The sequence below is a fragment of the Ruminobacter sp. RM87 genome (assembly GCF_000701925.1).
Classification (GTDB): domain Bacteria; phylum Pseudomonadota; class Gammaproteobacteria; order Enterobacterales; family Succinivibrionaceae; genus Ruminobacter; species Ruminobacter amylophilus.
In genome coordinates, this window is sequence record NZ_JNKD01000070.1 from 1 (window position 1) to 11,650 (window position 11,650).

An 11,650-nucleotide genomic window follows, 5' to 3' on the forward strand; every position below is an offset into this window, starting at 1 on the left:
CGGTTAGGTTACCGCCAATAATCTTACCAACGGTAACGGTTTTGCCCTTGACTCTGACAGACATGTGACGTACAGGATCCCATGCGTTCTCATAAGAACAGACATAAGTATATTTACCATTTCTATTGAAAAGCAGAGGAGGAAGTTCGGGAGTATCAACAACCATAATTGTACCTATATAGTTACACGTTAGTATGTAACTATAATAACATAAAAAATAAAGGAAGTCTCTTATTTTTTGGACTTCCTAATAAATTATTTTTGATAATGTAACTAGATATTCAAAGAATGGGAAGAGTGTGTCTAGTTGACACACTCTATTTTATTTATGCTCTTGTTATAAGAGCGTAAGGTCAGATACAATTTGTTTAAAGTAGGTTTCTGAGTATTATTGCTAAAATTTTTTGTTGCGGATATGGCTATTACAGATAATTCTTTATTTTCTGCAGACTGTAATCAGAAGAGTGATGATAAATCTCAGCATGACGCAGTTAATCAGACAGACAGTAAGTTAAACGATGATAGCGACAATTATGGAATATGTCCGGAATGTGGTGGCGCGTTAAAACTTATTGCTACACGAAGAGGACTGATGCTTGGTTGCTCGGGATATCCTAAGTGTCGTTATATGACTCCATTTGTGATTAAACAGGTTGTCACAATTGAGAGAATGCTGGAAGGTACTAAGTGTCCGGAATGTGGCTATCCGATGGCTGTAAAAAGCGGTAGATACGGACAGTTTATCAGTTGCAGCAATTATCCTGAATGTCATTACGTGTTTAAAGACAGACAATCGGATGATATTCCTTGTCCTGAATGCGGTCGAGGTGTTCTTCAGGTACGAAAAACCAGATTTAATAAGGTATTCTGGGGATGCAGTAATTATCCAGACTGCAAATATAATCTGGCTCATCAACCTGTTAGAAGAAAATGTGAAAAATGTGGATGTGAAGTTCATATAGTAAGAAAATTAAAAAATGGTAAAAAACTTATCTGCGTGTTGTGCGGAAACAGAATAAACGCATAACATTAAGACATGCAGCAAAAAAGCCCAGAGTCTAATTTTATGTTAAAATTGCAAACGGGTGCGTCAGGTACGCATTTGTTTATATATTTACTCTTGATAACTGGAGTTTTGCCGTGTCTAAAAAATTTGTATCTATTTTAATGGGATCAGATTCCGATTTACCTATTGTTCAGAATGCCATAGACGTACTTAAGGATTTTGGCGTCAAAGTAGAGGTGAAGGTTACTTCTGCTCATAGAACTCCTGAAGATACCCACAATTTTGTAACCGATGCTGAAAATCGCGGTTGTGGCGTGTTTATTTGTGCCGCCGGACTTGCGGCTCATTTAGCCGGAGCAGTTGCTGCAATTACAACAAAGCCTGTAATTGGTATTCCTGTAGATTGCGGTCCGCTTAATGGTGTAGATGCTCTGTACTCAACTGTTATGATGCCTGGCGGAATTCCTGTTGCTACCGTTGCCATTGGAAAGGCCGGTGCCAAAAATGCCGGGTTCCTTGCTGCACAGATTTTGGCAGTATCAGATGAAGAACTTTCTGTTAAGGTAAAGGAACAGCGTCGTGAAGCTGCTGATGCCGTAAGAGCAAAGGATAAGGCTCTTCAGGCAAAACTCGCCGGCTGATTTACAATGGACAATACGGATAATTTACAGAAAGCTGTTAACGTATTGAAGCGTGGCGGGGTAATAGCATATCCTACGGAATCTGTTTTCGGTATAGGCTGTAATCCTGCTGACGTTAAAGCTTTGGCTAGAATTCTGGAACTAAAAAAAAGAAATCCCAATAAGGGACTGATTATTGTTGCTGCTGATTATGAGCAGGTTCTTCCTTATATTGATGTCAGCAGATTGACTGAAATCAGTCACGAACTGATGTCAAAATACTGGCCAGGGCCATATACTCTGGTTCTTCCTGCATCGCCATCTCTTCCTGAATTACTTACCGGAGGCAGAACATCCATTGCCATAAGGGTAAGTGCGTGTCAGGCTGTTAAAGAACTTTGCAAAGCTTACGGTGGAGCTGTAGTTTCTACAAGCTGTAACATAAGCGGTGAAAATTCTCTTGACTCATATGATGCAGTTGTATCTGACTTTGCAGATAAACTGGATTACATTGTGTGTGGAAAAACGGAAGGAAGATCGCAGCCCAGTGTGATAATTGATGGCTTAACGGCAGAAGTTTTAAGAGGAAAAGTTACAAATGGATAAATATGCGGTGTTGGGTAACCCGATAAATCACAGCCGTTCTCCGTTTATTCATACAATGTTTGCCGAGACAACTTTGCAGAATATGGAGTACGGCAGACTTTTATGTCCGCTGGATGATTTTAAAAATACCGTGGACAATTTCAGAAAGGAAGGTGGTAAAGGTTTAAATGTCACGGTTCCTTTTAAAGAACAGGCTTATGCGTATGCTGATACGTTAACTGACAGAGCTTCAAAGGCAGGTGCAGTTAATACAATCAAGTTCTGTGATGACGGAACTGTTGTTGGGGATAATACGGATGGCGCAGGTTTTATCTACGATATAAAGCGTCTAGGATGGAATTTCGCCGGTAAGAGAATTCTTATTCTTGGAGCAGGCGGCGCAGCCAGAGGAATTATAGGGCCGATTCTTGATGAATCCCCAGAAGAAATTCTGCTGGTTAACAGAACCTTGGAGAAAGCACAGCTGATTCAGAAAAATTTCAGTCAGTTAAAAGTAGCAACTTATGAATCATTAACAGGTGATGACATCAGCTATGACGTGATTATTAACGCTACGTCTCTGAGTCTGAGCGGTCAGCTTCCTCAGATGAATGATTCCCTGTATAAGGGAGCTTTGGTGTATGACCTGATGTATGGTAAAACTGATACCACGGTTTTTACAGAATATGCGAAAGAACATGGTGCGACTCAGGTTTCAGACGGCCTGGGTATGCTCGTCGGACAGGCTGCATTAAGTTTTAATCTCTGGCGCGGAGTATCTCCAGATCCGGCTCCGGTTCTGAAGGCTCTGAGAGAAATTTTATAAAAAACTTAAAAGTCAATCATTACCGAAATAGGGATGTTAATGAATTCTGAAGATGTTTATAAACTTGAAGTAATTGTTGAGGATGAGGTTCTTGCCTCATCCTGTCAGCGTGAACTTGATGCATGCAGAAAGATTTCATGCTCATCCCCCTTGTTTATCAAATTATCAGAAGGAATGGTCGGGCTGGGTAATTTAAATGAGCCTAAACAGGGACTTGTTTTCGTCGATTTTGTCGGTGGTACCATGGCTCATCGCCGTCAGTTCGGAGGAGGTAAGAAATCTGAGGCTGTTGCTCGAGCCTGTTTTGGCAATATGAACAGTCCTGTGATTTTTGATGCAACTGCGGGGCTTGGCAGAGATGCTTACGTAAATGCATATCTCGGAGCCAGAGTTCATCTGTTTGAGCGCAATCCCGTGGTAAGACTTCTGCTTAAAAACGGTTTAGACAGGGCAATGTCCTCTGATAATTCAGATTTTTTCAGAGAAAGAATGATCCTCGAAGATGTTTCTACCATATCAGAATACTCTGGCGATGTTGTTCCCGATACCGTTTATCTTGATCCCATGTATCCGGAAAGACAGAAGTCTGCATTAGTAAAGAAAGAAATGAGAACTTTTCACGAACTAATCGGTTGTGATGAGGATCGTTTGGAACTTCTTGATGATGCTCGAAAAATTGCCGGCAAAAGAGTCGTTATGAAAAATCCGAAATGGGCTCCAATCCTGAACGAAAAAGTCCGTACTGCAGAAGTGGTTACCAAAAATCACCGTTTCGATATTTACAGTCCTTTGTTACGTAGTTAACCGGAAGCTGTTTGTCCAGTTTTCTCAAAAAATCATATTACTCCCTGACCGCAGACAGCTGCTGTACAGAGGAATATTCAGATATATAATCTGTCTCTTTTTTAGGTTAGGAACCTCATAAAATTGGCATTAAATTAACATGTGATGTATCTCCTTGTGATAAGATTTTATAAGGCCTTTTGTATTTGTACCGATTTCTTCAAGAAAGCCTGAGGGAAATATAGGTGCATTCGTATAGATATCTTAATATTCAGTAGGACTCGTTATGCAGCGGGAAGGTTCGATAGCAGACTCATCTTTACTTTCAGAAGCAAGAGCTTTGTATCGTGCGGGTAATTGTGAGGAAGCAGCATCTTTATTCAGACAATGCAGAGGAAACGATTGTGCTGAAGCGTTATTTTTTATCGCCAGCATGATTTTGGATAAATCTATTAATCCCAGAACTTCAGAAGATCCTGAAAAGCTGCTGCAGAAAAGTGCCGATTCTGGTTTTTTGCCTGCAAAATATCGTTTGGAAAGCCTTAAAGAACACCAGGCCAGCATCGATGATCATTTAGCTAAAGAGAATGAAAAATTAACTCCCCCTCCGTCTTTTTCTGAGGATGACATCCTTAAAAATAATGGTGAACTCAGTCTGGAACGAAGAAAAGAATCTGTCCTTTATTACGCCAATCAGGGATATGTAAATGCCATGTATGAGTACGGCATGATTAATCTTGATGAAGAATGTCGTGACGTTAAGGTAGGGGCTTTTTGGCTGGGGCGTGCTGCTCAGAAAGGGCATGCAATGGCTCAGTATGAACTGGGATGTCTCTATTTAAAAGGCGATGGGGTTCCAAAAGATGATTTAATGGCACTTCTTTGGCTTGGCAGAGCAAGGGAGCAGGGAATTTACAGGGCTCATTGTCAGCTTGCAAAAATTTACACTGATCGTAAAAATAAGTTCTACTCTCCTGAAGAAGGTGTGAAGCTGTTAAATCAGGTTAAGGAATTGTGTCCTGAAGCCTATATGATGCTGGCTCAGATTTATCTCCGAGACGATATCGTTCAATATGATGCCCAGAAGGCAAGAGATTACCTCGAGAAGGCAAAATCAGAAGGTGTTCTCGGTGCTTATGTTGAAATCGCCAAGCTGTATATTTCTGAAAGAAGGTACAGTGAAGCTCTACCGCTGCTTAAACATGTTGTTGATAGACAGGATGGAGAATCTCTGTATCTTTTGGCTGTTATTTTTGAAAGATTCAGTGAAAACAGAGATCTGGATAATGTCATAGACAATATTGATAACGGTAGACAGGAAAATGACGAAAAAGGTGAACAGATTAGGAATGAGTATTCCAATGAGAATGCAGATACGGAATCAGTATTAAAGCACAGTGAGAATAACATTCAGGAAAACAGTGCTTCAATTTCAAATGACAAAAAATCTCAGAATTCAAATCAGGATTCTTTGGTGACTGATTCTGTTATAGAAATGTTTGCCGGAATTATAGGTGACATTAAAGATAAGTGTTATTCGGATATTGCTTTTGAGCTGTTTAAAAAATCTGCTGAACAGGGATTTACAGATGCTCAGTACAGACTTGCCTGTATATGTAATAAGAAGGGATTGTCAGACGAGGCGGCCAAATGGTATAAAAAGGCCGCTGATAATGAACATATAGCGGCTATGTATGATTATGCATGCATGCTTAAAGATTCTCTGGATAACGAATCGATCCCGTCATATTCTCCAAAACCTGGAGAGACCGGCAGAATGCCTAGTTCTTTCAAGCTGGTGCAGCAGTCACCGGATAGGCAGCACGGATATCGTTATCTGAAGGAGTATGATAACTACAAACCAAAATACCACGAAGCATTTGAGTATATGAACAAGGCGGCTCTCGGAGGGGAACCGAGAGCTCAGTATCTTGTTTCTCAGATGTACTCTAAAGGAGAAGGGGTACGACAGGATTTTGCCCAATCGATACTATGGTGTGAAAAAGCGGCAAACGGCGGAGATCTGGATGCTCAGCTGTACATGGCGGAAATGTACGACAAAGGGGAGGTTCTTGATGTCAATCTGCAGAAATCTGTTGAGTGGTATCGTATAGTTGCGGATAAAGGTAATGCAAAAGCTTCCTTTAAACTTGGAAAAATGTATTTTGACGGACGAGGTGTTCCGCAGGATTATGCCAAGGCGTTTTCTTTGTACACGAAAGCGGCAGAAAAAGGATACATTCCGGCCATGGAATCTTTGGCAGTGTGTTATATCAATGGTCGAGGATGCAGTCGTGATGAACGGCAGGCAGAAAAGTATTTAAGTATGGCTGTAGAGAGAGGCAGCGATAATTCAGTGGAACTTTTGGCTTCTCTTTACATGAATGCAGACAGTAAAGTTCATTCTTCAGCCAAAGCAATGAATCTTTTGGAAAAGGAGGTATCCCTCGGACATACTCAGAGTATGTTAATTTTAAGCAGACTTTATCTTTCAGGGGATGAGGTGCCTAAAAATATCAGTAAAGGTTTGAAGCTGCTTGAAAGAGTAGTTGCGGAAGGCAACAGGGAAGCTCTGTATGAACTGGGAATGATCTATTACGAAGGTAAAATAGTCGACAGAAATTATCGCCGTGCTGTTGCTCTCATAAATGATTCCGCACAGCAGAATTATGTTAAGGCGCTTTATATGATGGGTATCTTCTGTTACCGGGGGATCGGCATGATTTCAAAAACAGGGGACGCTTTTGATTATTTCCGCAGAGCCGGAGAACTTGGGTATATAAAGGCCTATCTTGCCCTAGGTCAAATGTATGAAAAGGGAATAGGCGGAGTTTGTGATTATCATGAAGCGGCAAATTACTACCGAATTCTGATAAACGCAAATTATGATAAAGCATACTCTCTTCTTGCAAATCTGTATCTTCGTAATAGTTCAAATATACAGATAAATTATGATGAGGCTGAAAAGTGGCTTTATATCGGAGCCAAAAAGAATATTCCTGAGTGCTCTTATCGTTTAGGTATCCTGCACATGGAAGAAAAGGTACGAGACAGTTCAGTGGATTTGGGGCTGAAGCTTATCAGGGATGCCGCTGAACGTAATTATGCCGAAGCTCTTTACTATCTGGCATGCCTTTTCACTGAGGGAAATCTTTTTCCTAAGGATTATTCGAGGGCCATCAGTTATCTCCACAGAGCCGTTGGACAGAACCATCTGAAATCCACAACAATGCTTGGTAAGATGTATCGTTATGGTCTGGGGTGTGAAATTAATAACTTCAGTGCCAGTGATTTACTGTCCATAGCAGCAAAGTGCGGTGATCATGAAGCGCAGCTTGAACTGGCCAAAATGTACAGAGACGGTGCTGGTGTGGATAGAAGCTATGTTGACGCGTACATGTGGACTGTCCTTTGCCTGTCATGCGACAACACATACAGAGATGCAATAAACTTTAAAAACAGTCTGCTTTCGCATCTGAGTCAGCGAGAATTAAAGAATGGTCAGATAATGGCTATAAAGTATCTTGAAATAATAGAGGATAATCGTAATAAACACAGCGAACAGACAGATTTGTGTCAGGCATAGTTTTCTTTAACATGACTAACGGTATGGGTTTTTAGTGAATATTTACATACCGTTTTTGATTGAAACTGTTGCGAAAATATTGCTAACTGTTGCTACCGCTGTTTATTTCATATAGTGAATATGTCACCTGGCCCGCGTTTCCTGATTTAAGAAGGTGGTATTTTTCAGGAAGTTTAAGAGCATTTTCTTTTTCATGTTCTATGTATACCAGACATCCGTCAGGTGCAATCGAGTCATTGATTAATTCTACTGCTTTTTCAAGCAGTCCTGTTCTGAAAGGTGGATCCAGGAAGATAATGTCATAGCTTTCATGACAGTTTTTTAGAAATGACAGGGTATCAGTCTGTCTGATTGTTACATTGCCGCAGTTTAGGACCTGAGCATTTTTTTTCAACTGGTCGCATACCTGTTTGTTAAGCTCAAGCATGGTGACGGTGGAGGCTCCTCTTGATTGGGCTTCAAATCCAAGTGAACCAGCACCGCTGAAGGCATCAAGAACTTTTTTATCCTGAATTTTAAACATGAGCCAGTTGAATAATGTTTCCTTTACTCTGTCGGTTGTGGGGCGAAGTCCCGGCATGTCCATAACAGGTAGTTTTCTGCCTCTGTGCATGCCAGAAATAATTCTGATGATTCCGGCGGATGTGGAATTTGTTTTGTTTTTAACCATGTGTACCCTAAAGCCTATTGAATTATTTGTATATTTTAGAACACGATTTGGGTAAAATAATAATGTTTTTTAAAGAATCATGCCAAGAAATTTCCTGCTTTTAGGAGTTTAGGAATGATTGGTTGCATGAGCGGTGGTAGGGAAAGTCCCAATCCGCTTACAGAAAATGTCTGTGGATACTGCGAAGAACGCATGGCTGTACCGTGAGAATGGTTGTGCTTTTGTAGTTGACACGGGTAGCTCTGGTATCGGGTGTAGTGAGCGATTTATAAAAACACATAACTCTATTTATTAGAATTCATGAAACGGCTTCAGATAGTTCAAATAATTGCTGAACGTCGTGATTTTACATGTTTTAGTATTTTTTAACACATATAGCGTAAAGTAGAACATTATGGCAAAGAAAGGATGGTTTTCCTGGTTTGGTAAGGGGAAACAGACAGAAGATAAAGAAGAAACTTCAGTAGCCGGAGAAATTTCAGACAAAACAAATACGGATGCCGTTTCAACTGCAGAAAAGCAGGATGACGTTTTGCAGAGTAATAATGCTGAATCTTTGAGTAAAGATAAGATTGAGGCAGACAAATTATCAGAAGGTGCCGAAAAGGAGCCGGCTGTAGAAGAACTGTCTCAACCTGAAGAAGTTCTTCCCGTTCCTCAGGAAAAACCAGGTTTTTTCAAAAGACTTGTTAATGGTTTAAGAAAAACCAGAGAAAATCTGGGACTGGGGATTAAGGCTCTATTCAAAGGAAGAAAGATTGATGACGATCTTTTTGAAGAGCTTGAATCAACTTTGATTTCAGCAGATATAGGTATTGAGACAACAGAAAAGCTTATTGAAAAACTTACTGCTGAAGCTTCATTGAAGGAGCTGAAAGATGCGGACAGTCTGGTCAGCAGATTGAATGCGGATTTGCATGAAATTCTGAAGAAGGTGTCAGTTCCTCTTGTTATTGATACATCAAAGAAGCCTTTTGTTATTCTGATGGTAGGTGTTAACGGCGTCGGAAAGACCACTACCATCGGAAAAATGGCCAAATTTTTTGAGGCTCAGGGACACAAGGTAATGCTTGCAGCCGGAGATACATTCCGAGCCGCTGCCGTGGAGCAGTTGAAAGTCTGGGGCCAGCGCAACGGTATTCCGGTTGTGGCACAGAGCACAGGTGCGGACAGTGCTTCTGTTATTTTTGATGCATTATCAAGCGCCAAAGCCAAAGGTTATGACATTTTAATTGCAGATACAGCAGGCCGTTTACAGAATAAGGCAAATCTCATGGCCGAACTTCAGAAGATCGTTCGAGTTATGCAGAAAATAGATCCTGAAGCCCCTCATGAAGTCATGCTGACAGTAGATGCGGGGACGGGGCAGAATGCTATAAGTCAGGTTAAATTATTCGGCGAGGTTGTGCCTATTACCGGTATTAATATTACTAAACTTGACGGTACCGCAAAGGGCGGGGTGATTTTTAATATTGCGGATAACTTCGGTATTCCAATTCGCTTTATTGGTGTCGGTGAAGGTATTGACGATCTTAGAGTTTTTGATGCCGATGATTTTGTAAAAGCTCTGTTTGATGAAGAATAACCAGATGATAAGTTTATGGTAGTGTTCGATGATTGAGTTTAAATCAGTAAGTAAAGTGTACCAGCAGGGACAGATAGCCCTACAGAATATAAATTTTAAGATATCATCAGGAGAGTTTGTATATCTGACTGGGCATTCCGGAGCTGGTAAAACTTCATTAATGCAACTTATAGCGGTTATCGAGCGTGCCAGCATAGGGCAGGTATTATTTAATGGTAAAGATATAACAGATATATCTTTGAAGGAGATACCTTATCTCAGGCGAAGAATAGGTATGATTTTTCAGGATCATCATCTGATGTTAAACAGGACTGTGGCTGAAAATGTGGCCTTACCTCTTCTTATTCGTGATTTTGATGAGGATGAGGCCTATGAACTTGTTAAGCAGACACTGGAAAAGGTCGGTCTTCAAAACAAGGAAGAATTCTACCCTTTATCTCTCAGTACCGGAGAGCAGCAGAGAGTTGGAATTGCCCGAGCTGTAGTTGCCCGCCCTGATGTCATTCTTGCTGATGAACCTACCGGAAATCTCGATAAGGGACTTTCTCAGGATATTCTGGCTCTCTTTGAGCTTTTAAACAGAGACGGAACCACGGTAGTTATGGCAAGTCACGACACTGATCTTCTGTCTACCAGTCCTCATCGCACACTGGTGCTGAATCACGGGCATCTTGTATATGATGGTGAATTCAATAATATTCAGTAAAGTCGAAAGAGGAAATACGTAATATGGGAAGCCTGGTCAGTCTGATAAGACGAAACATTAAAGATATTCATTACGTTTATAATACTCTTGTCAGTGTTAATTTCATGGGAACACTGCTGGCCATTGCTGTGATTGCACTTACTCTGACAATACCATCAATATTCTACGTTTTCTTACAGAATTTCAAAGAATCAACATCTGATCTGACCATAGGCAGAAATATTACGGTTTATCTGAAAAGTGACGTAGACTCAGCCGTTGCTTTTCAGATTAAAGATGATCTTGAATCTGATGTCAGAATCAAATCAGCTGAGCTGATTACTAAGGATGAAGGGTTAAAGTCTTTTGCCGCATCGCTTGGAATCAACGAAAATGATGTTCTAAGCAATTCAGAAAATCCTTTACCTCATGCTGTTGTTATTCTTCCTTCTGAAGATGTTGAAAGCAGTACGGAAAATCTTGAACTTCTTGTTAAGGAAATAAAGAACAACAGATATGTTGATCTGGTTAGAGTAGACAGAGACTGGTTTAAGAAAATCAATTCTGTCACTGATGCAATGCGTTACATTACTGTTGTGATTGCATCAATACTGTTGTTTTCTCTGATACTTACATTGGTAAACACGGTTTCCAACAGAGTGCTGCTTCATCGCAATGAAATTGAAGTGATGAAGCTGGTAGGTGCAACTGACGGCTATATTATTGGTCCATATGTATATTTGGGGATGTGGCTTGGCGTGCTCGGATGTTTTGTGTCTTGGTGGCTGGGAACCATTGTTATTTTCACCACTGAAAGATATTTAAACCATATAGCTGAAGTGTACGGGGCTCATATAATATTTCGCGGAATGAATTTTCACGAATTGATGATAATGTTCGCAGTGAGTACTGTTATGTGTATGATCGTATCGTTTATAAGTGCAAAGAGCAGTATCAATGGTATACGACCTCAGTAATGACTGGAGTGCCCCCCATAAGTTGAACAAATAAAACTTATGCTTATTCTAAGGCTGAATTTCTTACTTCACAAGGAGTTCGGCCTTTTAATTTTTTCTGTATTCTATCATTGTTGTAATAATGGATATATTTCTCCATCGCATCTTTAAGTTCGTCTAGAGTGTTAAACTCATATTCATGTCCATAAAACATCTCGTTTTTCATCTTTCCAAAGAAATTTTCCATAATGCTATTGTCATAGCAGTTACCCTTGCGAGACATCGACTGAATGATACCTCTTTCTCTGAGCATGGAATGATACTCGAACATTTGGTACTGCCATCCTT

The 11,650-nt window shown here is 40.4% G+C and carries 11 protein-coding genes; 9 read left to right on the forward strand and 2 right to left on the reverse strand.

Going from position 1 to position 11,650, the window contains the following annotated elements; all coding sequences use genetic code 11:
• The first annotated feature begins 415 nt into the window (after positions 1-415).
• The 6 genes from T489_RS0110800 (at position 416) to T489_RS0110825 (ending at position 7,406) form a co-directional block, all read left to right on the forward strand.
• On the forward strand, positions 416-1,027 hold the full coding sequence (locus T489_RS0110800) for a DNA topoisomerase family protein (RefSeq protein ID WP_051622044.1): 612 nt from the start codon (positions 416-418) through the stop codon (positions 1,025-1,027).
• A 113-nt stretch (positions 1,028-1,140) separates the two neighbouring features.
• On the forward strand, positions 1,141-1,647 hold the full coding sequence (gene purE, locus T489_RS0110805) for a 5-(carboxyamino)imidazole ribonucleotide mutase (protein WP_031580049.1): 507 nt from the start codon (positions 1,141-1,143) through the stop codon (positions 1,645-1,647).
• Between the two features lie 6 nt (positions 1,648-1,653).
• Entirely contained in the window at positions 1,654-2,232 is a 579-nt protein-coding gene (locus T489_RS0110810; protein ID WP_031580050.1) for an L-threonylcarbamoyladenylate synthase type 1 TsaC, read from the forward strand.
• Positions 2,225-3,037, forward strand: coding sequence for a shikimate dehydrogenase (gene aroE, locus T489_RS0110815; RefSeq protein ID WP_031580051.1), 813 nt, complete (start codon positions 2,225-2,227; stop codon positions 3,035-3,037). The genes T489_RS0110810 and aroE overlap by 8 nt, the downstream gene beginning before the upstream one ends.
• A gap of 39 nt (positions 3,038-3,076) precedes the next feature.
• Positions 3,077-3,841 carry a class I SAM-dependent methyltransferase gene (locus T489_RS0110820; protein WP_051622046.1) on the forward strand — a complete coding sequence of 255 codons (765 nt, stop codon included), beginning with the start codon at positions 3,077-3,079 and terminating at the stop codon, positions 3,839-3,841.
• A 265-nt stretch (positions 3,842-4,106) separates the two neighbouring features.
• Positions 4,107-7,406 carry a tetratricopeptide repeat protein gene (locus T489_RS0110825; RefSeq protein WP_031580053.1) on the forward strand — a complete coding sequence of 1,100 codons (3,300 nt, stop codon included), beginning with the start codon at positions 4,107-4,109 and terminating at the stop codon, positions 7,404-7,406.
• An 82-nt stretch (positions 7,407-7,488) separates the two neighbouring features.
• Here T489_RS0110825 and rsmD read toward each other — a convergent pair whose 3' ends face one another.
• A complete protein-coding gene (rsmD, locus tag T489_RS0110830; RefSeq protein WP_031580054.1) occupies positions 7,489-8,076 on the reverse strand; it encodes a 16S rRNA (guanine(966)-N(2))-methyltransferase RsmD in 588 nt (195 codons plus the stop codon).
• 394 nt (positions 8,077-8,470) lie between these two features.
• On the opposite strand from rsmD, the gene ftsY reads away from it, so the two are divergent.
• The 3 genes from ftsY to T489_RS0110845 are packed head-to-tail and all read left to right on the forward strand — an operon-like array spanning position 8,471 to position 11,323.
• Complete coding sequence (ftsY, locus tag T489_RS0110835; protein ID WP_031580055.1) at positions 8,471-9,661, forward strand: signal recognition particle-docking protein FtsY; 1,191 nt, start codon at positions 8,471-8,473, stop codon at positions 9,659-9,661.
• A 28-nt stretch (positions 9,662-9,689) separates the two neighbouring features.
• Positions 9,690-10,367, forward strand: a complete 678-nt coding sequence (ftsE, locus tag T489_RS0110840) for a cell division ATP-binding protein FtsE (RefSeq protein ID WP_031580056.1) — start codon at positions 9,690-9,692, stop codon at positions 10,365-10,367.
• 23 nt (positions 10,368-10,390) lie between these two features.
• Positions 10,391-11,323 carry a cell division protein FtsX gene (locus T489_RS0110845; RefSeq protein ID WP_031580057.1) on the forward strand — a complete coding sequence of 311 codons (933 nt, stop codon included), beginning with the start codon at positions 10,391-10,393 and terminating at the stop codon, positions 11,321-11,323.
• Between the two features lie 43 nt (positions 11,324-11,366).
• Here the strand turns inward: T489_RS0110845 and T489_RS0110850 are convergent.
• The coding region (locus tag T489_RS0110850) for an IS3 family transposase (protein WP_037319713.1) at positions 11,367-11,650 on the reverse strand (284 nt) is incomplete at its 5' end.

Bases quoted from the DNA above. Each gene is read 5' to 3' on its own strand.
- T489_RS0110800 (WP_051622044.1), top strand. From the start codon at position 416: ATGGCTATTACAGATAATTCTTTATTTTCTGCAGACTGTAATCAGAAG.
- T489_RS0110810 (WP_031580050.1), top strand. From the start codon at position 1,654: ATGGACAATACGGATAATTTACAGAAAGCTGTTAACGTATTGAAGCGT.
- aroE (WP_031580051.1), top strand. From the start codon at position 2,225: ATGGATAAATATGCGGTGTTGGGTAACCCGATAAATCACAGCCGTTCT.
- T489_RS0110820 (WP_051622046.1), top strand. From the start codon at position 3,077: ATGAATTCTGAAGATGTTTATAAACTTGAAGTAATTGTTGAGGATGAG.
- T489_RS0110825 (WP_031580053.1), top strand. From the start codon at position 4,107: ATGCAGCGGGAAGGTTCGATAGCAGACTCATCTTTACTTTCAGAAGCA.
- rsmD (WP_031580054.1), bottom strand. From the start codon at position 8,076: ATGGTTAAAAACAAAACAAATTCCACATCCGCCGGAATCATCAGAATT.
- ftsY (WP_031580055.1), top strand. From the start codon at position 8,471: ATGGCAAAGAAAGGATGGTTTTCCTGGTTTGGTAAGGGGAAACAGACA.
- ftsE (WP_031580056.1), top strand. From the start codon at position 9,690: ATGATTGAGTTTAAATCAGTAAGTAAAGTGTACCAGCAGGGACAGATA.
- T489_RS0110845 (WP_031580057.1), top strand. From the start codon at position 10,391: ATGGGAAGCCTGGTCAGTCTGATAAGACGAAACATTAAAGATATTCAT.